The sequence below is a fragment of the Stenotrophomonas sp. G106K1 genome, assembly GCF_037969685.1.
Taxonomy (GTDB): domain Bacteria; phylum Pseudomonadota; class Gammaproteobacteria; order Xanthomonadales; family Xanthomonadaceae; genus Stenotrophomonas; species Stenotrophomonas lactitubi.
The window spans coordinates 15,460-38,712 of sequence record NZ_JBBPFR010000015.1 but is presented as its reverse complement, the minus strand read 5'-3'; the positions used below and the strand labels follow the sequence as shown (position 1 = coordinate 38,712).

Annotated in this window: 23 protein-coding genes; 18 read left to right on the top strand and 5 right to left on the bottom strand. The window is 66.8% G+C overall.

All coding sequences use genetic code 11. The features are described 5' to 3' along the window. Position 1: 1 nt before the first annotated feature. From WKB25_RS13895 to WKB25_RS13870, 6 genes are all read left to right on the top strand, one after another. Positions 2-463 carry an NUDIX hydrolase gene (locus WKB25_RS13895; RefSeq protein ID WP_340571251.1) on the top strand — a complete coding sequence of 154 codons (462 nt, stop codon included), beginning with the start codon at positions 2-4 and terminating at the stop codon, positions 461-463. After that, a complete protein-coding gene (mnmA, locus tag WKB25_RS13890) occupies positions 460-1,602 on the top strand; it encodes a tRNA 2-thiouridine(34) synthase MnmA (protein WP_340571250.1) in 1,143 nt (380 codons plus the stop codon). Before WKB25_RS13895 ends, mnmA begins: the two co-directional genes overlap by 4 nt. Continuing rightward, positions 1,599-2,213, top strand: a complete 615-nt coding sequence (gene hflD, locus WKB25_RS13885; RefSeq protein ID WP_340571249.1) for a high frequency lysogenization protein HflD — start codon at positions 1,599-1,601, stop codon at positions 2,211-2,213. Before mnmA ends, hflD begins: the two co-directional genes overlap by 4 nt. Positions 2,214-2,376: 163 nt before the next feature. Then, complete coding sequence (locus WKB25_RS13880; protein ID WP_340571248.1) at positions 2,377-3,567, top strand: methyl-accepting chemotaxis protein; 1,191 nt, start codon at positions 2,377-2,379, stop codon at positions 3,565-3,567. A gap of 98 nt (positions 3,568-3,665) precedes the next feature. Further along, positions 3,666-3,881 (top strand): hypothetical protein, encoded by a 216-nt coding sequence (locus tag WKB25_RS13875; RefSeq protein ID WP_340571247.1) that lies wholly within the window; start codon positions 3,666-3,668, stop codon positions 3,879-3,881. Positions 3,882-3,947: 66 nt separating this feature from the next. Then, entirely contained in the window at positions 3,948-4,475 is a 528-nt protein-coding gene (locus WKB25_RS13870; RefSeq protein ID WP_340571246.1) for a hypothetical protein, read from the top strand. Positions 4,476-4,965: 490 nt separating this feature from the next. On the opposite strand, the gene WKB25_RS13865 is transcribed toward WKB25_RS13870, so the two are convergent. Beyond that, the gene (locus WKB25_RS13865) at positions 4,966-7,725 is read right to left on the bottom strand and encodes an EAL domain-containing protein (RefSeq protein WP_340571245.1); all 2,760 of its coding nucleotides are present in this window, start codon (positions 7,723-7,725) and stop codon (positions 4,966-4,968) included. 147 nt (positions 7,726-7,872) lie between these two features. Between WKB25_RS13865 and WKB25_RS13860 the strand changes: the two genes are divergently transcribed. Both WKB25_RS13860 and WKB25_RS13855 read left to right on the top strand, forming a co-directional pair. Next, positions 7,873-9,975 carry a PAS domain-containing sensor histidine kinase gene (locus WKB25_RS13860; protein WP_340571244.1) on the top strand — a complete coding sequence of 701 codons (2,103 nt, stop codon included), beginning with the start codon at positions 7,873-7,875 and terminating at the stop codon, positions 9,973-9,975. 4 nt (positions 9,976-9,979) lie between these two features. Continuing rightward, positions 9,980-11,755 carry an EAL domain-containing protein gene (locus tag WKB25_RS13855; protein WP_340571243.1) on the top strand — a complete coding sequence of 592 codons (1,776 nt, stop codon included), beginning with the start codon at positions 9,980-9,982 and terminating at the stop codon, positions 11,753-11,755. Between the two features lie 86 nt (positions 11,756-11,841). Here the strand turns inward: WKB25_RS13855 and WKB25_RS13850 are convergent, their stop codons facing one another. From WKB25_RS13850 to flgA, 4 genes are all read right to left on the bottom strand, one after another. Then, a complete protein-coding gene (locus WKB25_RS13850) occupies positions 11,842-13,059 on the bottom strand; it encodes an ATP-binding protein (RefSeq protein WP_340571242.1) in 1,218 nt (405 codons plus the stop codon). 91 nt (positions 13,060-13,150) lie between these two features. Continuing rightward, positions 13,151-13,489 carry a flagella protein gene (locus WKB25_RS13845; protein WP_025879114.1) on the bottom strand — a complete coding sequence of 113 codons (339 nt, stop codon included), beginning with the start codon at positions 13,487-13,489 and terminating at the stop codon, positions 13,151-13,153. Then, entirely contained in the window at positions 13,486-13,791 is a 306-nt protein-coding gene (gene flgM / locus WKB25_RS13840) for a flagellar biosynthesis anti-sigma factor FlgM (protein ID WP_208081379.1), read from the bottom strand. The genes WKB25_RS13845 and flgM overlap by 4 nt, the downstream gene beginning before the upstream one ends. A gap of 75 nt (positions 13,792-13,866) precedes the next feature. Next, positions 13,867-14,523 (bottom strand): flagellar basal body P-ring formation chaperone FlgA, encoded by a 657-nt coding sequence (gene flgA, locus WKB25_RS13835; protein ID WP_340571240.1) that lies wholly within the window; start codon positions 14,521-14,523, stop codon positions 13,867-13,869. 134 nt (positions 14,524-14,657) lie between these two features. Between flgA and WKB25_RS13830 the strand changes: the two genes are divergently transcribed. The 10 genes from WKB25_RS13830 (at position 14,658) to flgJ (ending at position 23,245) form a co-directional block, all read left to right on the top strand. Further along, complete coding sequence (locus WKB25_RS13830) at positions 14,658-15,602, top strand: chemotaxis protein (RefSeq protein WP_089241055.1); 945 nt, start codon at positions 14,658-14,660, stop codon at positions 15,600-15,602. Between the two features lie 147 nt (positions 15,603-15,749). Continuing rightward, complete coding sequence (gene flgB / locus WKB25_RS13825) at positions 15,750-16,145, top strand: flagellar basal body rod protein FlgB (protein WP_025879110.1); 396 nt, start codon at positions 15,750-15,752, stop codon at positions 16,143-16,145. Positions 16,146-16,148: 3 nt separating this feature from the next. Continuing rightward, positions 16,149-16,556, top strand: a complete 408-nt coding sequence (flgC, locus tag WKB25_RS13820; protein WP_025879109.1) for a flagellar basal body rod protein FlgC — start codon at positions 16,149-16,151, stop codon at positions 16,554-16,556. A 23-nt stretch (positions 16,557-16,579) separates the two neighbouring features. Next, positions 16,580-17,263: a flagellar hook capping FlgD N-terminal domain-containing protein gene (locus WKB25_RS13815; RefSeq protein ID WP_340571239.1), complete on the top strand. Its 684-nt coding sequence runs from the start codon at positions 16,580-16,582 to the stop codon at positions 17,261-17,263. Positions 17,264-17,295: 32 nt separating this feature from the next. Continuing rightward, entirely contained in the window at positions 17,296-18,519 is a 1,224-nt protein-coding gene (gene flgE, locus WKB25_RS13810; protein WP_340571238.1) for a flagellar hook protein FlgE, read from the top strand. Between the two features lie 32 nt (positions 18,520-18,551). Beyond that, positions 18,552-19,301, top strand: coding sequence for a flagellar basal body rod protein FlgF (locus tag WKB25_RS13805; RefSeq protein WP_340571237.1), 750 nt, complete (start codon positions 18,552-18,554; stop codon positions 19,299-19,301). A gap of 103 nt (positions 19,302-19,404) precedes the next feature. Next, entirely contained in the window at positions 19,405-20,190 is a 786-nt protein-coding gene (gene flgG / locus WKB25_RS13800; protein ID WP_025879105.1) for a flagellar basal-body rod protein FlgG, read from the top strand. 22 nt (positions 20,191-20,212) lie between these two features. Then, positions 20,213-20,905 (top strand): flagellar basal body L-ring protein FlgH, encoded by a 693-nt coding sequence (gene flgH, locus WKB25_RS13795; protein ID WP_025879104.1) that lies wholly within the window; start codon positions 20,213-20,215, stop codon positions 20,903-20,905. Positions 20,906-20,913: 8 nt separating this feature from the next. Continuing rightward, complete coding sequence (locus WKB25_RS13790) at positions 20,914-22,050, top strand: flagellar basal body P-ring protein FlgI (protein ID WP_340571236.1); 1,137 nt, start codon at positions 20,914-20,916, stop codon at positions 22,048-22,050. 1 nt (position 22,051) lies between these two features. Further along, complete coding sequence (gene flgJ, locus WKB25_RS13785) at positions 22,052-23,245, top strand: flagellar assembly peptidoglycan hydrolase FlgJ (protein WP_340571235.1); 1,194 nt, start codon at positions 22,052-22,054, stop codon at positions 23,243-23,245. The last annotated feature ends 8 nt before the right edge of the window (positions 23,246-23,253 follow it).

Here is a 23,253-nt window from a genome sequence, read left to right as displayed (position 1 = left end):
GTTGAACACCTCGCCGGACCCGCGCTGGGCACCGCATGCAACCGTCGCCACCGTGGTGGTCGACGGCGGCCGCGTGCTGCTGGTCGAAGAGACCATCGAAGGCCGGCAGGTGCTGAACCAGCCGGCCGGGCACCTGGAGCCGGGCGAAAGCCTGGCTGCAGCCGCCCTGCGCGAGACCGTCGAGGAAACCGGCTGGACAGTGGAACTAACCGCCTTCATTGGCTGCTACCAGTGGACCGCCGCTGACGGCACCCCGTTCCTGCGCTTCTGCTATGCCGCGCGCCCGCTCTCGCACGACCCGGCGCGGCCGCTGGATGCCGGCATCGATCGGGCGCTGTGGATGACCCCGGCCGAACTGCAGGCGGCAGCCGGACGCCAGCGCAGCCCGCTGGTCTGGCAGGTGCTGGCCGACTACCTGGCCGGCCAGCGCTACCCGCTTGCACTGGTCCGGGAGGTCGCATGAGCAGCCCACGGGTGATGGTTGGCGTGTCTGGCGGCGTGGATTCTTCCGTGGCCGCCTGGCGCCTGGTACAGCAGGGCGAGGCCGTGGCCGGTCTGTTCATGCAGAACTGGGCCGACGACGGCAGCGGCGACTGCCGCGCCGAGGACGACCGCCGCGATGCGGTGGCGGTCTGCGGGCTGCTGGGCATCCCGTTCCATTTCCGCGATTTCTCCAACGAGTACTGGCAGGGGGTGTTCGAGCACTTCCTGGCCGAGTACGCCGCCGGCCGCACGCCCAACCCGGACGTGCTGTGCAACCGCGAAGTGAAGTTCAAGCATTTCCTGGATGCGGCCCGCGAGCTGGGCGCCGAGCGGATCGCCACCGGCCACTACGCGCGCATTGCCCAGCGCGGCCATCAGTGGCTGCTGCTGCGCGGTGCCGACCGCTCCAAGGACCAGAGCTACTTCCTGCACCAGCTGGGGCAGGAACAGCTGGCGGCCACCCTATTCCCGATTGGTGATCTGGAAAAGAGCGACCTGCGCCGGATTGCCCGCGACGTGAGCCTGCCGACCCACGCCAAGAAGGACTCCACCGGCATCTGCTTCATCGGCGAGCGCGATTTCCGCGAGTTCCTTGGTCGTTACCTGCCGGCCAAGACGGGGCAGATCCTCGACCCCGGCGATGGCAGCGTGATCGCCGAACATCCAGGTGTTTTCTATTTCACCCTGGGCCAGCGCGAAGGCCTGAACATCGGTGGCGTGCGCGGCCGCCCTGCCGCGCCCTGGTATGTGGTCGGCAAGGACGTGGCCAGCAACGTGCTGTACGTGGACCAGGATCGCGACAGCCCGTGGATGCTGTCCAACCGGCTGCGCTCGGAGACCGCGCACTGGATTGCCGGCGCGCCACCGGCACGGCGTTTTGAATGCACCGCGCAGACCCGCTACCGCCAGCCGGACGAGCCGTGCACGGTGGACGTGCTGGATGACGGCAGCGTGCAGGTTTCCTTCGCCCGGCCGCAGCGTGCGGTCACCCCCGGGCAATCCCTGGTGCTGTATGACGGTGAGGTCTGCCTGGGTGGCGCGGTGATCGCCGCCACCGACGCGCCGCTGGAACAGCGCCTGCGCACCACTCCTTCTCCTTTTGAGGTAATCGCTGCATGAGTTTCACTGTCGACGACCGCGTTCTGGCTTTGGCCGGCATTGCCCAGGCCCTGCAGCAGGTACGCCGTATCGCCGATACCGGCCACTCCGACGCCGCTGCCGTGCGCACCGCCGTGGACAGCGTGTTCCGCGTCGATGCGTCCTCGCCGCAGGCGGTCTTTGGCGATCGGCACGCCCTGAAGTCAGGTCTGCGCCTGCTGCACAATTACTTCCGCAGCCAGGGCCAGGATCCGATCCTGCCCAAGCTGGCCCTGTCGGTACTGCAGCTGGAGCGCCGCTTCGTGCAGGACGGCGCCACCGTGAACAAGGTCGCTTCCGGCATCGAGCGCGCCCAGCGCCAGGCCACCGAGCTGGGTGACAGTGGCCACCCGGATGTTCTGGCCGCGCTGGGCGGCCTGTACGCAGACACCATCAGCCACCTCAAGCCGCGGGTCATGGTGCAGGGCAACCCGCATTACCTGGGCCAGGCCGGCGTGGTGGCGGAGATCCGTGCGCTGCTGCTGGCGGCTGTGCGCGCCGCGGTACTGTGGCGGCAGCTGGGCGGCAGCTACTGGGACTTCCTGCTCAGCCGCAAGGCGATGGTGGAGGCCGTGGACCGGCAGCTGGCCTGACGGCGTGGGTCGGATACCTTTCCTGCAGGGAAAGGGCTCTGACCCCAGACCGCCCGACCGCGCCGGAAAACCGGCGCATTCAGAATGCATTTCGAAGCACATCGACGTTAAAGAGAAAGGGGGTACGGCCGATACATCCTCCGTGCACCTCCCGAGAACGTCCATGTACTCACGCATTTTCATCCGTCTGGCCGCCCCCCTGGCTCTGACCCTGCTGCTCCCCTTCGCTATCGGCTTCGAATGGCCGGCCGCCCTGCGCTGGGCGATCCTGACCACGATGACGCTGAGCTGGCTCGGCTTTGCGTGGTGGACCGCCCGCGCGCAGGCGCACCGTTCCCCGGAACATGCCCGTGTCCTGCGTGAGCAGGACCAGCTGCTGACCGAGCTGCGCAACTTCGTCGGCAACGAGATCGACGGTTCGCGTGGCGAAGTGGAACGCGCCCGCGACCTGATCCGCCAGGCCGTCTCCAGCCTCGGCGGCAGCTTCGATGCGATGAACCGCAAGTCGCGCCAGCAGAGCCAGGCGCTGTCGCGCATCGTCGACCGCGCCGGTGACGAAGGCGGCGCTGGCCTCGACGTTGCCCGCTTCGCCCAGCACGCCAGCCACCGCATGGAACAGCTGGTGGAAGCGCTGGAGCAGGTCAGCGGCCAGAGCAGCACCACCGTGCAGCACATCGACCAGATGGCGCAGCACCTGGATGGCATCTTCGCGCTGCTGGAAGACGTCAAGTCGATTGCCGACCAGACCAACCTGCTGGCCCTGAACGCCGCCATCGAAGCTGCGCGCGCCGGTGAAGCCGGTCGTGGCTTCGCCGTCGTTGCCGACGAAGTGCGCAACCTGTCCGAGCGTTCGACCACCTTCAACGAGCAGATCCGCAAGCTGGCGCACAGCTCCAAGGACGCCATCGCCAAGGTCCGCGAGACGGTTTCGCACATGGCCTCGCGCGATATGGACCGCTCCCGTGAAGCGCGCCAGGAAGCCGCGGCGATGCTGGACAACGTGGCGCAGATCAATGCGTCGCTGGGTGACGGCATGCGCGAAGTGTCCGACTGCGCACGCTCTATCGACGGCAGCGTGGCTGAAGCCGTGCGCGCCCTGCAGTTCGAGGACATCGCCACCCAGGCGCTGGGCGGCGTGCATACCCACCTGGACCGCCTGACCGCGATCAACCGCGAAGCGGTGGCCCTGCAGGAACTGCTGCACCGCAACGGCGGCGTGTTCGACGAAGAAATCGCCTCTGCCCTGCAGCGCACCGGCAACCGCTTGCGCGAACTGCGCAGCGAATGGGAACGCCCGCCGCACAAGCCGGTTGCCCAGCAGAGCATGGCCGCCGGCGCGGTCGAGCTGTTCTGATCCTGATGTCCGCTGCCTCTTCCGGCAGCATGCAAGGCCCCGGTTCTGCCGGGGCCTTTGCGTGTGACCCGCCTTTGGATGCATCCTGCAAGCGCACCATGACCCTGATCCGCGCCCTGCCCCCGATCAACGAGAACGAGCGCCCGCGCAATGCGGGCGTACGTGAGCAGCTGCGGCAGCTGGAAGATGTGGCCCGCGAAGAAATACAGGAGCTGCAGCAGCTGGCCGATGCGCGCCCTGCCCCGGCTGTGGCTGGTGACGACCTGCTGGGGTTGGCGTGGGACCTGGGATTGGATGGGGATGCCCTGAAGTAGATCCACGCCATGCGTGGACACGACTTCCCCGTGGCATGATGCGCCGGTCCCGTTCATGGAAGACCGATGGCCATCGCCCTGATTACCTTGCTGCTGGTCGAAGTTCTGCTGCTGGTGATGTGGGCGCCGTTCTTCTTCCGTACCGGCATCACCCTGTTCAACCAGCGCATCGCCGCTACGCCGGCCGAGCTGGCCCAGCTTTCGCTGGCCGGCCTGGAGCATGACCTGCCGACCGACACCTGGTTGCGTCTGGTGTTCCATGCGCTGCCTGACGGCAGCGTCGCCTTTCGCGAGAGCTTCGCCCCCAGCTTCGGCGGCCGCTATTTTCCGCTGATGCGCGGTCGGGTGATGATCGACGCGCGGCGCCGGGAGGTGCGGGTGGTCGGGCTGTGCAGCTGGTTCGCTCTGGGCCTGACGCTGATGCTGGTACCGATCATTCTGGTCCGGCCGGCAGCGTGGCCGATGCTGGTGGCCCTGCTGCTGTTCTATATGGGCTACTACATCCAGCGGCGACGCTATGCAGGCGTGGTCGAAGCGGTACGCGCACGGCTGCGGTCCGAATTTCCGCAGCGCTTGGTTGCCGCGCCGCAGTAGATCCACTGCCATGCGTGGATGATCGCGAATGCCAGCATCAGTGCCGACCAAGGTCGGCATCTACCAGAGCCGGGCTCCGTCAGTAGATCCACGCCATGCGTGGATGGTCGCGCGTGCAGACATCGGTGCCGACCAAGGTCGGCATCTACCAGAGCAGTGTAGATCCACGCCATGCGTGGATGAGCGCGCGTGCAGGCATCGGTGCCGACCAAGGTCGGCATCTACCAGGGCGAGCTCCGTCAGTAGATCCACGCCATGCGTGGATGAGCGCGCGTGCAGGCATCGGTGCCGACCAAGGTCGGCACCTACCAGGGCGAGCTCCGTCTGTAGATCCACGCCATGCGTGGATGATCGCGCGTGCAGGCATCAATGCCGACCAAGGTCGGCATCTACCAGAGCAGTGTAGATCCACGCCATGCGTGGATGATCGCGCATGCAGGCATCAGTGCCGACCAACGGTCGGCACCCACCAAGGCAGGGTTGCGACGCCTCAACGCGCCAGCACCACTTCGCTGGCGGCATCGGTGCGGCCGGGTGCAGCGTGCTGCTGCCGCAACCACTGCGCCAGGTCGCGCGGGCTGAGCGGGCGCGAGTACAGGTAGCCCTGGATTTCGTCGCAGCCCTGCCGGCGCAGCATGTCCTCTTCCTGGTGCGTTTCCACACCCTCGGCCACCACCTTCATGCCCAGTGCGTGGCCCAGGTGCACGATCGCCTGGGTGACTTCGGCGGTACCGGAATCATGCAGCATGCCCTGCACGAAACTGCGATCGATCTTCAAGCGGCCGACCGGGAAGCGATTGAGGTAGTTGAGGTTGGAGAATCCGGTACCGAAGTCGTCCACCGCCAGTGGCACACCATGCCGTTCAAGCACGTCGAAGCAGTGGCGCAGGATGTCGGTGTCACGGATCAGGGCAGACTCGGTCAGTTCCAGCTCCAGCCGCTGCGGCGGCCAGCCGTGCGCGTGGCAGATTTCGATCACGCGCTCGGCGAAACCGCGATCACGCAGCTGCACCGCCGACACGTTTACCGCAATGCGCTCGAAATGCAGGCCGGCACGATCCCACGCGGCTGCCTGGCGACAGGCTTCGGACAACACCCAGTCGCCGATGCGGACGATCTCGCCGCATTTTTCTGCAATCGGAATGAACTCGGCCGGGCTGCAGTAGCCGATCCCAGGGCGATGCCAGCGCAGCAGTGCCTCGATTGCCGGCGGCTCGCCGTGTTGGGCGTGCAGCAGCGGCTGATAGGCCAGGCTGAACTCGTCGCGCTCGATGGCGCCATGCAGGCCGTGCTCGATCTCCAGCCGCCGCTGGATCCGCGCCAACGCGTCCTGGCTGTAATACTGATAGGTATTGCGGCCAGCCTCCTTGGCCGCGTACATCGCCGCGTCGGCTGCGCGCAGCAGCGAATCGAAGTCGGTCTGGCTCTCGCCGAACATCGCGATGCCCACGCTGGCGCCCACCTTCAAGGTGGTATCGCCGCGGCGCAGTGGTTCGGCCAACGAATTGATCAGCTTGCGCGCTACATGGCCGGCATCTTCCGGCTCGGCCAGGTCGCGCAGCACCACGATGAACTCGTCGCCACTGAAGCGGCCAAACAGATCGTTGTTGCGCAGGTTCTGGTGCAAGCGGGTCGCGGCGGCCTTCAGCAACGCATCGCCGGTGGCATGGCCGAAGCTGTCGTTGATGTTCTTGAAGCCGTCCAGGTCAATGAACAGCATGGCCAGCGAGGTGCCGCGATCGCGCGCCTCCTCGATGGCCTCCGACGTCTGCTCGCCCAGTAGTACCCGGTTGGGCAATCCGGTCAGCAGATCGTAGTGCGCCAGCAGTTCGATGCGTTCGTTGGCTTCACGCTCGCGGGTGATGTCACGGAACAGGACCACGAAGCGCGGCGGCAGGCCATCGCGACGATCCAGCTCGATCAGCACCTGCACCCATACGCGCAGGCCGGATTGGCGGTAGAAACACAGATCCAGCTGCTCGGGCAGGCCGCCACCGGCAATCCGCCCCAACGCCGCTTCGAACGCCGCACGTGAATCCTCGGCGTACAGTGCCAGGGCCTGGTCGAGGGTGATCGGCTCCTTGCGCAGGCCGTGGATGCGATAGCACTCCTCGGTCCATTGCATGTTGCGCGTGGCAACTTCGATCTCGCAGCCGCCGATGCGGCCCAGCGCGGACACGCGGTTGAGCAGTTCGGTGCGCCAGCGGATGAGCGCATCGGTCTGGTGCTGTTCGGTGATGTTCTGTACCTGCCCCAGCAAGCGCTTGGGCTGGCCGTCCATGTCCAGCAGCGGTTGCATCCACAGCCGCAGATGCTGGGAGGGTTCGTTGCCGCGGGTCAGTTCCAGTTCGATGTTGGCGGCCCGGCCATCACGCCACAGGCGGCGCCAAGCTGCACGCAGTGCGCCGCGTGAGCGCGGATGCAGCTGCTTGAGCCAGCGTCTCTGCCCCGGAATGCTGCCCTGCTGCAGCGCAAGCAGCGAGCGCAGCTCCGGTGACCACCAGAAATGGCGGCTGTGCGGATCGAACGACCAGCTGCCCATACTGGCGATGCGCTGGGCCTCGCGCAGATGCAGCTGCTGCTCCTGCAGCATGGCTTCCAACTGCTTCTGCTGTTCGATATCGGTGTGGGTGCCGACCATGCGCAGCGGCTGGCCATCGGCGGTGCGGGCCACCACCCGGCCGCGGTCCAGCACCCATCGCCACTGGCCATCGCCCTGGCGGAAGCGGAACTGGGCGCTGTACTGCTCACTGTTGCCGTGCAGGTGGTCATCGAGCGCGGCACGCACCTGGGTGATGTCGTCGGCGTGCACGCGCGTCAGCATCTGGGTGGCGGACTCATCACCCAGCGCCGGTGTGCGTGCCACCCGGTCGCTGGGAATGTCCCAGTCCCACAGGCTGTGTCCGGCACTGTCCAGCGCAAGTTCCCAGCGGCCGCCGCCGTCGACCGGTACCGGCTCGGGTACGCTGAGGGTGAAGGCGAGCAGGTTGCCACTGCCATCATGCACGGCGCGCAGGTGGCCATCGTAGTGGCCCCGTGGGCCGCCCGGCAGCGTGCAGGCAACGATGCCACCGTCGGCGGCCAACAGGCGAAGGTCTTCCAGCATCGGCGCGTAGGCGGCCACCGTAGCCGGCAGGCCATGCTCACGCGCGACCGCATTGGCCGCGAGCGGGCGCCCGCTGCGGTCGACGATGACCAGCGCCGAGGCAAGCGGATGCTGCAGCAGGCTGGCGATGATCCCTTGGTCCACGCGATCTTGCTCCGGATGAAACGCCCGACAGCGGGGCACGCAGTGGTTAACGGCGCCTGCGGCGGATAATTGAGTGGCAGGGCACACCTGCGCGGTAAGATGACTGGCAACCCTCTTCTCTTCCCTGCCCTCCTCCCTGCCCTGTTCATGCCCGTAGAACCGACCGGCACTGCCCCTGTTCCCGACCCGCGGATGGCGCAGGCGCTGGGGCGCGACCGTCGGCGCGTGGTGCTGAGCTACCTGGCGATGGCGCTGGCCTGGATGATCGCCACCGACGGCGCGGTGACCGCGCTGGTACCCGACCCGCAGCAGGCGGCGCTCTGGCAGAGCATGAAGGGCGCGTTCTTCGCTTTGGCCAGCGCGGGTCTGCTGTACCTGCTGCTGCGGCCGCTGGCCGAGCACGTACTGCACACCCATGCCCGCCTGCAGGCCTCCGAACTGCGCCTGCGGCAGATGTTCGAAGGCAACCCGGGCCCGATCCTGGTGTATGACCTGGACAGCCTGGCCATCCTCGATGCCAATCCGGCCGCCTGCAGCACCTTCGGCTGGGACCGCGAGGCGCTTCTGGCGCAGACCATCGACGTGCTCTGGCCACCCGGCCAGGACCAGGCGTTGCAGACCAAGCTGGAGGAGATCCGCGGCGCGCCCGAGCAGTTGTGCATCCTGCGCGCGCAGTTGCAGCTGCGCGACGGCAGCCTGCGCCAGATGGAACTGCGCTCGAACGCGATCGACTACGACGGACACACTGCGCGCCTGCTGATCGCCATCGATCGCACCGCCGAGGACCTGGCCCAGTTGCGGCGCGACCAGGCATTGGCGCGCGTGGAGGAAGCCCACGAACTGGCCCGGATCGGCGCGTGGGAGCTGGACCCGTCCACCGGCCAGGGCCGTTACTCCAACCAGGTCTATCGCCTGCTCGGCCGTCGCCCGCCCGAAGCGCGACGCTGGCACCGTTTCGACGAGCTGCTGGTGGCAGCCGACCCGGCCACCGCCGCGCAGACCGATCAGGTGCTGGCCGAGCTGTGCTCGAGTGAGCAGGTGCAGGTGGACGTGCTGCTGCCGGTGCTGGCAATGGATGGCCGCGCGCTGATGGTGCACCTGCGCGCCGCCAGCGGTGTGGATGAGGCCGGCCGTGACCGGATCCTGGGCACCCTGCAGGACGTGACCGAGCGTGAGCAGTCGCGGCGCCTGCTGCGCGAACGCGAGGAACAGTTCCGCGAGCTGGTGCGGGTGTTGCCCGACGGTGTGGTGATCCTGTCCGACGAACATGTGCTGTATGCCAATGCGTGGGCGGCCAGCCTGTTCGGCTACGGCAGCCACACACTGCTGGGTGAGCCGCTGTCGGCCCTGGTGGCAGGCGGCGATCTGGCCCGGACGCGCGCGCAGATGCGCGCTGGGCAGCCCCAGCACAGCCCGGGCCACAGCAGTGTAGTGGCCATGCAGCGCGCCGATGGCCGCAGCTTCCAGGCGGGTCTTGCCGTGGGCGACGTGCGCTATGGCGGGCGCGACTGCAAGCTGCTGATCGTGCGCGACCTGAGTGAATCGGAACAGACCCGCAGCGCGCTGGAGACCAGCAACCGCGAGCTGCAGGCGATGGCCGGCCGCTTGTTCTCGCTGCAGGAGGACGAGCGGCGGGCAATCTCGCGCGACCTGCACGATGACATCGGCCAGGCGATCACCGCGATCAAGCTTTCGGCCTATGCGGCGCAGGACGAGGACGATGCGCAACGGCGCGGCGAGGATCTGGCGCAGATCGTCAGCCTGGCCGATACCACCGTCGCCAAGCTGCGCGACATCTCCACCCTGCTGCGGCCGCCGCAGCTGGATGCACTGGGCCTGGAGGCGGCGTTGAGCTGGCAGGCGCGCGTGCTGTTCCGCTCGTCCAGCGTCGAGCTGCAGGCCGAGATCGAATCGCTGCCTACGCGTCCGGACAACAGCATCGAACAGGCCTGCTTCCGCATCGCCCAGGAGAGCCTGACCAACGTGCTGCGCCACGCGCGCGCCAGCCAGGTGGTGCTGCAGCTGCGCGATGTCGACCAGCGCGGGCTGCACCTGATGATCCGTGACGATGGCGAAGGGTTCGACCCGGATGGCCCGCGCGGCCTGGGCCTGATCGTGATGCGCGAGCGCGCGCAGAGCGTGGGCGGCCATGTGCGGATCGAGTCGGCGCATGGCGCTGGTACCCTCGTCGATGTCCACCTTCCTTACCAGGCCGCTGTTACGGCGGCCGTCGAGTCAGCGGAATACTGAGCCCATGTGGAACCCCAACCTGCCCCCGGTCAGCATCGATGATGCGCCTGATCGCCTCGGCGCCGGCAATCCCGAGCTGCAGGCGATGGTCGCCGAAGCCGCCTCCGGAGGCGCCCCGCTGATGCTGATGCATGTGGACATCGACCACTTCGCCTCGGTCAACGAGAACATGAGCGCGGAGGTCGGTGATCAGGCCCTGGTGCTGGTCGCCCAACGCCTGCAGTCCTACCTGCGCGGACGCGGCATGCTGTGGCGGCATGGCAGCGATGAGTTCCTGATCGCCGTGCCACGCACCGCCGATCTGCCGCTGGCCGAGGATTTCGCCGAAGAGATCCGCCAGCAGATGGAGCTGCCTCTCTCGGTACTGCCCTATACGCTGTTCATGACCGGCAAGCTGGGCGTGAGCCTGTGCCCGGAGCACGCAAGCAATGCCTCGCGCCTGCTCGACCATGCCGAGGACGCGCTGTACCAGGCCGCCCGCGAAGGCGGCAATGCGGTGCGCATCCACGCGGTGGACACGCCGCCCAGCGCGCACAGCGAGAGCATCATCGCGCGGCAGATCGTCGATGCCATTCCCAACGGCGAACTGAAGCTGCGTTACCAGCCGCTGGTCAGCGCCCGCGATGGCCATGTGGTGGGCATGGAGGCGCTGCTGCGCTGGCAGTCGCCGACCCTGGGCATGCTGGTACCGGAGCGGTTCATGCGTACTGCCGAGCGCCTGGGCATCATCGTGCAGATCGGCACATGGGTGCTGGAAGGCGCGTTGAAGCAGGCCCGGCTATGGCGCGACCAGGGCTTCGATGACTTCACCATCGCGGTGAATGTTTCCACCCTGCAGCTGCTGCGGCCGAACTTCTTTGCCGAGGTTATGGGCGTGATCCAGGCCTCTGGCGTGCCGGCGCAGATGCTGACGCTGGAGATCAATGAAAGCGCCCTGACCAACAACGTCAACTTCGTCCACGAAACCCTGGCCAACCTGCGCAACGAAGGCATCAGCCTGAGCCTGGACAACTTCGGCACCGGTGACTCCAGCCTGAGTGCGCTGGTGCGCTACCCGGTGGACAAGCTGAAGATCGACCGCAGCTTCATCAAGAGCGCACCGGCCGGCAATCGTGAAGCGGCGATCGCCCGCGCGATCATTGCGATGGGCCACCAGCTGGGCATGACGGTGATCGCCAACGGCGTGGAATCGCAGGCGCAGCTCGGTTTCCTGCGTCGCAACGACTGCGACGTGTTCCAGGGTTATCTGTTCGGCGAGCCGATGTCGGCCGATGCGGCCGGCATGACACTGCGTCGCCGCTACCTGCGCCCGGAAGCATTCGCCGAAACCCGGCCGGACCGCACCCTGCTGCTGCTGGACGACGAGGAGAACGTGCTGCGCTCGCTGGTGCGCCTGTTCCGCCGCGATGGTTACCGCATCCTGGCGGCAGGCAACGTGCGTGATGCGTTCGATCTGCTGGCCATCAACGACGTACAGGTGATCCTGTCCGACCAGCGCATGAGCGACATGAGCGGCACCGAGTTTCTGGGCCGGGTGAAGATGCTGTACCCGGACACGATCCGGCTGGTGCTGTCCGGCTACACCGACCTCAACACGGTGACCGATGCGATCAACCGCGGTGCGATCTACCGGTTCCTGACCAAGCCATGGAATGACGACGAGCTGCGCAAGCACATCCACCAGGCCTTCCGCACCTACGAGGAACAGCGGCGCAGCAACGGTGGCCTGGCGGCTGTCGAGCCGGCCGACGGCGGTGAGGATCGTTCGCCGCTGCGCTGAGCCCGGGTAGTGCCGGCCGCTGGCCGGCAGCTGCGGGGTGGCCGGTTTCACCGGGTTGCCGGCCAGCGGCCGGCTTTACCACCGCTTTACCGCGGCTGCTTGATCGGCAGCACCAGGCGGAAGCGCGAGCCGACGCCCGGGGTGCTGTCCAGGTCGATGCGGCCGTGGTGCTTGTTGATGATGCTGTAGGAGATCGACAGGCCCAGGCCGGTACCGCTGCCCACCGGCTTGGTGGTGAAGAACGGATCGAAGATGCGCTGGCGCAGTTCCGGCGAGATGCCACCGCCGGTGTCTTCAAATTCCACCCACACCGTGTCGCCGTCGACGCCGGTACGCACGGTGATCGTGCCGCGCTCGGCGATGGCGTGGCCTGCGTTGAGCAGCAGGTTCATATAGACCTGGTTCAACTCCGACGGCAGGCATTCCACCAGCGGCAGCTGGCCGAACTCGCGCACCAGGTGCACCTTGTACTTGAGCTCGTTCCAGATGATGTTGATGGTCGATTCAAGGCCGGAATGCAGGTCGACCAGCTTCCACGACTCGTCACGCCCGGAATAGGAGAAGTCCTTCAGGTCGCGCACGATGCGGGTGACGCGCTCGATGCCTTCGCGTGATTCGGCCATCAGCTGCGGCAGGTCGCGGCTGATGAAATCGATGTCCAGGCGGTCACGGATGTCGTCGATTTCCGGGATCAACGCCTTCGGATCCGGCGCCCGCAGGGCACGCTCGTAGGCTTCGATCACCGTGAACAGACTGCGCAGGTATTCCTGCAGGCTACCCAGATTGGAATGCACGTAGCCGATCGGGTTGTTGATCTCATGCGCCACGCCGGCGGCCAGCTGGCCGATGGAGGCCATCTTCTCCGACTGCAGCAGCTTTTCCTGGGTGCCGTTCAAGCGCAGGTACGCCTGCCGCAGTTCGGCATGGCGCTGCTGCAGTTCGCGTTCGTAGTCTTCCTGGCCTTCGATATGACGGAACAAGGCCAGGTAGTGCCCCGAACCGGGCTCGCCATGGAAGTACAGATGGGCGATGACCACGCCCTCGCCCAGCGGCAGGCTGCCATTCCAGTGACCGTGCTGGCGCGCATGTTCGAGGGCATCCGGCGGCAGCAGTTCGCGCAGGCGTTGCGGCGGCGGCAAGGCGCTTTCGTCGCTGCCCAGCAGGCTCTGTGCGGCCGGGTTGGCCAGGGCCACCTGTCCATCATCGGTGAACAGCAACAAACCTTCGCGCAGGCGCTCAAGCAGGGCCTGCAGCACCGGTTGCGGCGGAAGGGGGGCGGTAACCAGAACGTTGGCGGCGGACACGGCGACTCGAGGCGATCAAACAGGCGCCCAATATACGCGCTCGTGCGGCGGCCGACAGCCGCCATCGGGCGGTCAGCCGACCGTCGGCCGGTCAGGCGACGGCGAGTGGCCGCCGCGCGGTGACGGTATGCGACTGGCCCTTGGCATCGTATGCCGAGGACTCTTCGGTGCGGCCCATCTGGCGCAGTGCCCAGTTGACCTCGCGCCGGCGCCGCGACAGCAGTACGCCGTTGGCGCGGTTGCGTTCAGCCAGTTCCTGCAGCTGCTCGCCCTCGCCCACCGGTGGCGCGCCTTCCAGCGCACGCAGCGCTTCCAGCTTCGCACCGGTGGCACGGATCAGGGCGTGCACGTCGTGCTCGACCAAGGCCTGGCGTTCAACATCCAGGGCCTGGGCAAGGCGCTGCAGCGGCTCGCTCATCGCCGCGGTCATCCTTGCAGCTGCTGGTCCAGTTCAAGCATGCGCGAAGCAATCGCGTCCGGATTGATCTTGTAGGTACCGTTCTGCAGCGATTCGCGCACCGCTGCAACACGCTGGGCGTCGATCGCCGGGGCGGTGCTCAGCTCACGCTCGATGGCCTGCAGGTTGGTGGCTTCGCCGGTCAGGCGCAGGCTGTCGGCCGCCTCGACCGGACGTGCCGCCGAATCGGTGCTCACGCCGGACTTGGCTGCCGGGGTGGTCACGCTGCGCAGTGCCTGGGGGACCTGCAGGTTGCCGTCGATTTTCTGGCTCATGGGGTGTCCTGGAGTTGCCGTACACAAGGGATAACGGCCGCAGGGCCGTGATCTTTAGGGGAATTCTGCAATATTTCAACGCGCCACGATTACGTCACCGGTCGCGTCCACCGTGCCCTGCACGATACGGCGCGAGGACAGATTTTCCACTGAGACGCGCTCGTTCTGCCCGGCATCGCCCAGTGCGCGCCCGGCGATGCGGACCTCGACCGAACCACGCCGCGATACCAGTGCCACGCTGTCTCCTCGCTTGATGAGACGCTGTGCGACCAGATCATTGCTCGACAACAGCGTTCCCGCCGGCAACGGCCGACGGGCGATGCGGCCGATCGCTGCAGCAGGATCGGCCAGCACTGCGCCGGCAATCCGTGCCGCGTCACGTTGGGCGGTACTGATATCGGCAGCGGCGATGGATTCTCCAGTGCCAATGCCGCGGGTCAGCACCAGCACGGTCTGGTTGCGGCGCACCTTCACCGGCACGAACAGGCGCCAGCCACCGGCATCGGGGCAACTCACTTCCACGGTGGTGTTGGCGGTGGGCTGCACCTGCAACGCATTGCCGCAACGCGGAAGGCGCAGCGCATCGGCAACCACGGCCTCACCTTCAGTGCCGGCGGCCAGGGTCGACAACGCGGCAGCACGGATGCTGGGCACCGGCTGCCAGTCGGCCGCAATTGCCCAGGGCGCGGCCACAGCCAGTGCAATGGCAAGAAAAGAAGCAATGCGGCGCATGGCACCTCCTGTCGGTAAGACCTGGCCCAGACGCGTGCAAGGTGCGTGCCAGAGGCAGAGGGCGGAAATCTCACTGGGCCCTGCCCTGCATACAGGCCCTCAAGTTCCACCCTGCCCGCGCCGATACAGCAGCCATGTCCCATGACCTGCTCAACCGGATCGACCAGCGAACCCGACTGGCCGGCCACAATCGCCTGGCGCTGCTGCTGTTCCGCCTCGGCGGACGTCAGCTTTTTGGCGTCAACGTCTTCAAGGTGCAGGAAGTGCTGCGCCGCCCGGAACTGTTCCAGGTACCCGGCCTGCCCGGCCAGTTTGCCGGCGTGGCCGATGTACGCGGCCGTTCGGTGCCGGTGCTGGACCTGGGCCTGGCCATCGGCCACCCCGAGCGCGAGCCGGATGCGGACACCGCGCCCGGCTACCTGGTGGTGACCGAGTTCAACCGCTCGATCCAGGGCTTCCTGGTCAGCGGCGTGGAGCGCATCGTCAACATCGCGGTGGAAGACATCCACCCGCCGCCGGAACTGGGCGCTGAGTCCAGCTATCTGACGGCGGTGACCCGCTTCCAGGGCGAGCTGATCCAGGTGATCGACGTGGAAAGCGTGCTGGCCGACATCGCCCAGGTCCGTGGTGAAGCCGTGCTCGACCCGGCCATGGCGATGCCCGCCGATGCCCCGCAGCTGCAGGTGCTGGTGGTGGATGATTCACGGGTCGCCCGCCAGCAGATCCGCAGCGTGCTGGACCAGCTGGGGGTGGGCGCGACCCTGCTCTCGGACGGCAAGCAGGCGCTGGACCACCTGCTGCAGATCCATGCCTCGGGTGAAAACCCGGCCGACCGCTACGCCATGGTGATCTCGGACATCGAGATGCCGGCGATGGACGGCTATACGCTGACGACGGAAATCCGGCGCCATGCCGGCCTGTCCGGGCTGTACGTGCTGCTGCATACCTCGCTGTCGGGCGTATTCAACAACGCGATGGTCGAGCGCGTGGGGGCCAATGCCTTCGTCGCCAAGTATTCGCCGCACGAGCTGGCCGACTTCGTGCTGGACCGCCTGCGCAAGGTGGCGATGGCGGCGTAAGGCCGCCTCCGGTAGAGCCGAGCCTATGCTCGGCTTGCGCGGGACCTGAACGAAACGCAGCCGAGCATGGCTCGGCTCTACAGGATCGCGCGCCACTTTGGCACACCCCTTGCAGCTTCCCGGGCAATGTTCCCGTGGGAGTGCACCGTGCGCAACCTGATTACCGACTACCTGGGCGTCCATGCCCAGGCAATGCCGTTGCGCGAACAGCGCATGAAACTGATCGCCAGCAACCTCGGCAATGCCGACACCCCCGGCTACAAGGCCCAGGACCTGGACTTCGATTCGGCCCTGCGCCACGCCCAGGGGCTGGATGCCAACGGCCTGATGACCACCACCAACGAGCAGCACTACGAAATCGGTAGTGGCCTCAATCCGTTCCAGGTGGCCCGCGAGGGCGTGCAGCCCAGCATCGACGGCAACACCGTCGACCCCGATGCCGAACGCGCCGCCTATGGCCGCGCGGCGCTGGAATACCGCGCCTCGCTGAGCTTCGTCGAAAGCAAGGTGCGTTCCATGCTCACCGCGATCACGGGGCAATAAGCCATGAGCAACCTGCCGATCTTCGACATCGCCGGCTCCGCACTGCAGGCGCAGTCGGTGCGCATGAGCACCATCGCCTCCAACCTGTCCAACGCTGACAGCATCGCCGGCTCCGCAGACGCGGTGTACAAGCCGCTGGAACCGATCTTCCAGGCGGTCACCAGCAAGACCGACCCGAACATCACCTCGGTGCAGGTCAAGGAAATCACCCAGAGCAACGCGGCGCCGATCAAGCGCTACGAGCCGGGCCATCCGCTGGCCGATGGCGATGGCTACATCTACCAGCCCGACGTCGATCCGGTGGCGCAGATGGTCAACCTGATCTCCACCTCGCGCAATTACCAGGCCGGCGTGGAGATGTTGACCACCGCCAAGGAACTGGCCCTGGCCACCCTGACCATGGGCCGCTGAGGCCCGCTGCACCGGACACCGCCATGACCACTGCCGTCAACAACCAGAGCAACCAGGACGTCTACGCCGCCCTCGGCCTGAACGCCCCCAACAGCAATGCCACCAAGAAGAAGAACACGCTGGACCAGGCCGATTTCCTGCGCCTGATGACCGAACAGCTGCAGCACCAGGATCCGCTGAAGCCGATGGACAACACGCAGATGGTCTCGCAGATGGCGCAGATGTCGACTGTGCAGGGCATCACCGATCTGAACAAGTCGGTGAAGGGCTTCCAGGAGTCGATGGCCAGCGACCAGGTGCTGCGTGGCGCCGCGCTGGTCGGCCACCAGGTGCTGGTGCCGTCGGAAAAGCTGGTGCTGGAAAAGGAAGGCTCGGTCGACGGCACGGTTGCCGCACCGGCCGCGGGCATCGTCACCGTGGACGTCACCGACGCCAACGGTGCCAAGGTCACCTCGATCAGCGTTGAAGCCAAGGCAGCCGGCGAGACCGCGTTCACCTGGGACGGCAAGGACGCCAACGGCAAGCGCATGGAGCCGGGCAAGTACAACATCGTCGCCAACCACGTCGACACCGCCGGCAAGAGCACCAAGCTGTCCACCTTCGTGCAGGCACCGGTGGAAAGCGTGACCGTCGGTTCCGACGGCCTCTACCTGAATCTCAAGGGCCTGGGCACGGCCCCTCTCGACTACGTGCTCCGCGTCAGCTGAGCCGCACCCACCGCATCCAACAGGAGCATCCCATGGGCTTCAACATTTCCCTGTCCGGCATCAACGCTGCCAACTCGGACCTGAGCGTCACCGCCAACAACGTGGCCAACGTCAACACCACCGGCTTCAAGCAGTCGCGCGCGGAATTCGCCGACCTGTTCGCCGCCACCAGCTACGGCCTGTCCAAGAACGCGATCGGTTCGGGCGTGCGCGTCTCCAACGTCGCCCAGCAGTTCATCCAGGGCAACAACGAGCAGACCGGCCGCAGCCTGGACATGGCCATTTCCGGTGAGGGCTTCTTCACCATGAACATGAACGGTGCACGCGTCTACTCGCGCGCCGGCAACTTCCAGACCGACGCCGCCGGTTACGTGGTCAACCCGCAGGGCGCTCGCCTGCAGGTATTCGCACCGAACGCCGACGGCACCAACTTCGACGCCGGTCGCCTGGTCGATCTGCAACTGCTGACCACCGACAGCCCGCCCAAGCAGACCAGTGAGGTCAAGGTCGGCTTCACCCTGCCGGGCAATGCCAAGCAGCCGACGGTGAACCCCTTCGACCCGACCAATTCCAACAGCTACAGCCACTCCAGCGGCGGCATCACCGTGTACGACTCGCTGGGCGTCAGCCACACCCAGGTGTCCTACTTCGTGAAGGAAGCGGCCACCAACGCCTGGACGGTGCACAACTACGTCGATGGCCAACTGGCCGGTACGCCAACCCCGCTGACCTTCGACAACGCCGGCAAGCTGACCGCGCCGGCCAACGGCAGGATCAGCCTGGGCACCTTCACCCCGACCACCGGCGCCGGCGTGCTGAACATGACGCTGGATGTGAGCGGCTCGACCCAGTACGGCGAGAAGTTCGCCCTGCGCAACACCCAGCAGGATGGCTACGCTGCCGGCAAGCTCAACGAGATCACCGTTTCGGAAACCGGCGTGGTGTTCGCCCGCTATTCCAACGGCGACGACAAGCCGCTGGGCCAGGTGGCGCTGACCAGCTTCAACAATCCGCAGGGCCTGGAACAGAAGGGCAACAACCTGTGGGTGGAGACCTTCGATTCGGGCACGCCGCGCACCGGCGCCGCCGACACCTCCAACCTCGGCAAGATCCAGGCCGGTTCGCTGGAATCCTCCACCGTCGACCTGACCGAACAGCTGGTCAACATGATCACCGCGCAGCGCAACTTCCAGGCCAACGCACAGATGATCACGACCCAGGACCAGATCACCCAGACCGTCATCAACATCCGTTGATGACCTGCTGACCCTGTCACGGAACTCCCCGCATGGATAAAGCCCTTTACGTGGCGATGACCGGTGCCCGCGCCTCCCTGCAGGCGCAGGGAACGCTCAGCCACAACCTCGCCAACTCGGACACCCCCGGCTTCAAGGAAGCGCTGGCCAATACCGAAGCCTTCCCGATCCGTGGCCCGGGCTTTGCCTCGCGGGTGGATGCGCTGCACGTCGATGCGGGCTTCAACCGTGCCGCCGGCGCGCAGCACATCACCGGCAAGCCGCTGGACCTGTCATTGCAGACCGGCACCTGGCTGGCCGTGCAGTCCACCGATGGCAGCGAGGCCTACACCCGTGGCGCCGCGCTGTCGGTGACCCCGAACGGCCAGCTGGTGACCTCCAGCGGCCATCCGGTGCTGGACGACAACAACAACCCGATCGCAATCCCGCCCTATCAGGCGATGGAGATCGGCAACGACGGCACGATCTCGATCATCCCGCAGGGCGAAGGCCCGCAGACGATGGCGATGATCGGCCGGATCAAGGTGGTGCAGGCGCCGGATGAACGCCTCGAGCGTGGCCTGGATGGCCTGTTCCGCAATACCGATCCGCTGCAGCCGTTCGCCCAGGCGCAGGGCACGGCGGTGCACAGCGGCCAGCTGGAAGGCAGCAACGTCGATGCTGCCGGCGCGCTGGTGCAGATGATCCAGTTGCAGCGCCAGTACGAAATGCAGGTGCAGGTGATCAAGCACGGCGATGACAACGCGCGCAGCGCCAACAGCCTGTTGCGCCTGGGCAGCTGACGGAATTCCGGCACCGGCAGACACCGGTGCTGGCACGCCGCTTGCACTCCCTACCCCATGGGCCGCATCGCGCGGCCGGCTTCACCCAGACAGGACTCCGAAGATGAACCAGGCATTGTGGATCGCTAAAACCGGACTGGATGCGCAGCAGATGCGCATGTCGGTGGTTTCCAACAACCTCGCCAACACCAACACCACCGGCTTCAAGCAGGACCGCGCCAGCTTCGAGGACCTGCTGTACCAGCAGGTGCGCCAACCCGGCGGTTCGTCTTCGGCACAGACCCAGCTGCCCACAGGCCTGCAGATCGGCACCGGCGTGCGCGTGGTGGCCACCGCCAAGAACTTCGAACAGGGCAGCCAGCAGCAGACCGGCCGCGCGCTTGACGTGATGGTCAACGGCCGCGGCTTCTTCGAAGTGCAGATGCCCGACGGCAGCTCGGCCTACACCCGCGACGGCTCGTTCAAGATCAACCAGGACAGCGAACTGGTCACCAACAGCGGCTACCCGGTGCAGCCCGGCATCCAGATTCCCGAAGGCGCGCAGTCGGTGACCATCGGTACCGACGGCACCATCAGCGTGAAGATGGCTGACGGTGCGGCATCGGTGGAAGTCGGTGCACTGACCCTCACCGACTTCGTCAATCCGGCGGGCCTGCAGGCACGCGGTGAAAACCTGTTCCTGGAAACCACGGCCTCCGGCCCGGCACAGAACGGCAACCCCGGCCTGAACGGCCTTGGCACCGTGGTGCAGGGTGCGCTGGAAGGCAGCAACGTCAACGTGGTGGAAGAGCTGGTGTCGATGATCGAAACCCAGCGCGCCTACGAAATGAACGCCAAGGCGATCTCGACCACCGACTCGATGCTCGGCTACCTCAGCAACAAGCTCTGACCGCCCTCACCGGGAAACTGCCATGTCGCCCCTTTCTTCCTTCGCCCGTACTGCCCTCGCCTGCGCCGTGGCTGCCCTGCTCGGTGGCTGCGTGATCGCTGGCGACGTGCGCCCCTATCCGACGATGGCGCCGTTGCAGCCGATCATGCCACCGCAGGCCGAGCCGACCGCGGGCGCGATCTACGCCGCAGGCCCGACCCTGCAGCTGTATTCGGACCGCCGTGCGCGCGATGTCGGCGACCTGCTGACCATCACCCTGCTGGAAAACACCACCGCGCAGACCAGCGCCAACACCGCCACCAACAAGGAATCGAACCTGAGCCTCGGCACGCCGTCGATTCTCGGTGCACCGGTCACCCTGGGCGGCAAGGACATCCTGAGTGCAACGGCCAAGGGCGCGCGCGACTTCACCGGCAAGGGCAACAGCGCGCAGAGCAACCGCCTGCAGGGCAACGTGACCGTGACCGTGGTGCAGCGCCTGCCGAACGGCAACCTGGTGGTGCAGGGGCAGAAAAACCTGCGCCTGAACCAGGGTGATGAGCTGGTGCAGGTACAGGGCATCGTGCGCCCCGGCGACATCAGCGCGGACAACACCGTGCCCTCCAGCCGCGTGGCTGAAGCGCGCATCGTCTATGGCGGCCGCGGCCCTGTCGCGCAGTCCAATGCGATGGGTTGGCTGAGCCGCTTCTTCAACTCCGGCCTGACGCCGTTCTGAGTATGGCCATGAAACTCTCCTTCTCTTCTTCCTGGCAGCGACGCGCTGCGTCGATCTACTGCGCAGTGTTCATGATCTTCGCGGTGGCTGCGCCGGCCAGCGCCGAGCGCATCAAGGACCTGGCCCAGGTGGGTGGCGTGCGTGGCAATGCGCTGGTGGGCTACGGCCTGGTGGTCGGCCTGGATGGCAGCGGCGACCGCACCAGCCAGGCGCCCTTTACCGTGCAGAGCCTGAAGAACCTGTTGGGCGAGCTCGGCGTCAACGTGCCGGCCAACGTCAACCCGCAGCTGAAAAACGTGGCGGCGGTGGCGATCCATGCCGAGCTGCCGCCGTTCGCCAAGCCCGGCCAGCCGATCGACATCACCGTGTCCTCCATCGGCAACGCGGTGTCGCTGCGCGGTGGCTCGCTGCTGATGGCGCCGTTGCGCGGTGCCGATGGCCAGGTCTATGCGATTGCGCAGGGCAACCTGATCGTCGGCGGCTTTGGCGCGCAGGGCAAGGACGGTTCGCGCGTCTCGGTGAACGTGCCCAGCGTCGGCCGCATTCCCAACGGTGCGACCGTTGAGCGCGCCCTGCCCGATGTGTTCGGTGCCAGCGGCGAGATCACCCTGAACCTGCACAACAGCGACTTCACCACCATCTCGCGGATGGTGGGTGCACTGAACAATGCCTTTGGCGAGGGTTCGGCCCGCGCCGTGGACGGTGGCACGGTTGCCGTGCGTGCGCCGACCGATGCCGGTGCGCGCATCGGCCTGCTGGCACGCATCGAAAACCTGGAACTGACCCCGGGCGCTGCGCCGGCCAAGGTGGTGGTCAACTCGCGTACCGGCACCGTGGTCATCGGCCAGCAGGTGCGGGTCGGCCCGGCCGCGATCTCGCACGGTTCGCTGACGGTGACCATCCAGGAAAACACCAACGTCAGCCAGCCCAACGCCTTTGCCGGTGGCCAGACCGTGGCCACGCCGCAGTCCACCATTACCGCCACCAACGATGGCAGCCGCATGTTCAAGTTCAACGGCGGCACCACCCTGGACGAAATCGTGCATGCGGTGAATGCCGTTGGCGCGGCACCAGGCGACCTGATCGCGATCCTGGAAGCACTGAAGCAGGCCGGCGCCCTGAGCGCCGAGCTCGAGGTGATCTGACATGCGCATCACTCCCGCATTCGAACTGAGTCCCGCACAGCAGAACGACCCGGCGAAGATCGACAAGGTCGCGCGCCAGCTTGAAGGCCAGTTCGCGCAGATGCTGGTCAAGAGCATGCGTGACGCCAGCTTCGGCGATTCGCTGTTCCCGGGTGAGAACAAGATGTTCCGGGAGATGTACGACCAGAAGATCGCCGAGGCGATGACCCGCGGAAAGGGTCTGGGCCTGTCGAGCATGATCACCCGCCAGTTGTCCGGCGCGCAGGCCGATGGCCCGGCACTGGATACCCGGGTGGACCCGGCCAAGGCCAGCCGCGCCTATCAGCTCAACGCGCCGGCGCCGCCGTCGCTGCCGCTGCAGGATGCCGGCCAGGCCGTGCGCATGCTGCAGCAGATGGCGGCCGGTGTGCAGGAGGGCGCGCAGTCTTCGGTCGCACCGATGGAGCAGGCGCTGGACCTGATCGCGGGCCGGGAAAGCAGCAGCATGCACCGTTCGCTGGGCACCGACGATCCCTATGCCGGCGCCACCGGTGGCGCCGACTGGGCCGCTGCCAGCGACCAGTGGGCGCCGACCGCCAGCAACCGCGGCAGCAGCGGCACCCCCGCCGATGCGCTGGCTACCCGCACCGCCGTCGCCCAGCTGGGCGCACACACCCCGGAAGGCTTCGTCGCCAGCATCTGGCAGCACGCGCAGAGCGCGGCCAAGGAACTGGGCGTGGACGCCCGCGCCCTGGTCGCCCAGGCAGCGCTGGAAACCGGCTGGGGCAAGCGCCAGATCAAGCACGCCGATGGCAGCACCTCGCACAACCTGTTCGGCATCAAGGCCACCGGCTGGAAGGGCCAGAGCGCCACCGCCGGCACCCATGAGTACGTCGATGGCGTGCGCCGCAACGAGACCGCCAGCTTCCGCGCCTACACCTCGCCCGCAGAGAGCTTTGCCGACTACGTGCGCCTGCTGAAGACCAGCCCGCGCTACCAGCAGGCGCTGCAGGCCGGCACCGATGTGCAGGGCTTCGCGCGCGGCCTGCAACGCGCCGGCTACGCCACCGACCCGCGCTACGCAGCCAAGATCGCCGCGATCGCCGGCGGCCCGACCATCGAGCGCGCCGTGGCCGCCGTGGCCGACGCCGGCTCACGCATCGGCCAGACCTTCGCCAGCACCGCAACCGCGGCGCTGGGTATCACCCGTCGTTGAGGAACCCC

Bases quoted from the DNA above. Each gene is read 5' to 3' on its own strand.
- flgG (WP_025879105.1), top strand. From the start codon at position 19,405: ATGAACCAGGCATTGTGGATCGCTAAAACCGGACTGGATGCGCAGCAG.
- WKB25_RS13855 (WP_340571243.1), top strand. From the start codon at position 9,980: ATGTGGAACCCCAACCTGCCCCCGGTCAGCATCGATGATGCGCCTGAT.
- WKB25_RS13790 (WP_340571236.1), top strand. From the start codon at position 20,914: ATGAAACTCTCCTTCTCTTCTTCCTGGCAGCGACGCGCTGCGTCGATC.
- mnmA (WP_340571250.1), top strand. From the start codon at position 460: ATGAGCAGCCCACGGGTGATGGTTGGCGTGTCTGGCGGCGTGGATTCT.
- WKB25_RS13870 (WP_340571246.1), top strand. From the start codon at position 3,948: ATGGCCATCGCCCTGATTACCTTGCTGCTGGTCGAAGTTCTGCTGCTG.
- flgH (WP_025879104.1), top strand. From the start codon at position 20,213: ATGTCGCCCCTTTCTTCCTTCGCCCGTACTGCCCTCGCCTGCGCCGTG.
- WKB25_RS13815 (WP_340571239.1), top strand. From the start codon at position 16,580: ATGACCACTGCCGTCAACAACCAGAGCAACCAGGACGTCTACGCCGCC.
- flgM (WP_208081379.1), bottom strand. From the start codon at position 13,791: ATGAGCCAGAAAATCGACGGCAACCTGCAGGTCCCCCAGGCACTGCGC.
- WKB25_RS13860 (WP_340571244.1), top strand. From the start codon at position 7,873: ATGCCCGTAGAACCGACCGGCACTGCCCCTGTTCCCGACCCGCGGATG.
- flgC (WP_025879109.1), top strand. From the start codon at position 16,149: ATGAGCAACCTGCCGATCTTCGACATCGCCGGCTCCGCACTGCAGGCG.
- flgA (WP_340571240.1), bottom strand. From the start codon at position 14,523: ATGCGCCGCATTGCTTCTTTTCTTGCCATTGCACTGGCTGTGGCCGCG.
- hflD (WP_340571249.1), top strand. From the start codon at position 1,599: ATGAGTTTCACTGTCGACGACCGCGTTCTGGCTTTGGCCGGCATTGCC.
- WKB25_RS13805 (WP_340571237.1), top strand. From the start codon at position 18,552: ATGGATAAAGCCCTTTACGTGGCGATGACCGGTGCCCGCGCCTCCCTG.
- WKB25_RS13845 (WP_025879114.1), bottom strand. From the start codon at position 13,489: ATGACCGCGGCGATGAGCGAGCCGCTGCAGCGCCTTGCCCAGGCCCTG.
- WKB25_RS13880 (WP_340571248.1), top strand. From the start codon at position 2,377: ATGTACTCACGCATTTTCATCCGTCTGGCCGCCCCCCTGGCTCTGACC.
- flgJ (WP_340571235.1), top strand. From the start codon at position 22,052: ATGCGCATCACTCCCGCATTCGAACTGAGTCCCGCACAGCAGAACGAC.
- WKB25_RS13830 (WP_089241055.1), top strand. From the start codon at position 14,658: ATGTCCCATGACCTGCTCAACCGGATCGACCAGCGAACCCGACTGGCC.
- WKB25_RS13875 (WP_340571247.1), top strand. From the start codon at position 3,666: ATGACCCTGATCCGCGCCCTGCCCCCGATCAACGAGAACGAGCGCCCG.
- flgE (WP_340571238.1), top strand. From the start codon at position 17,296: ATGGGCTTCAACATTTCCCTGTCCGGCATCAACGCTGCCAACTCGGAC.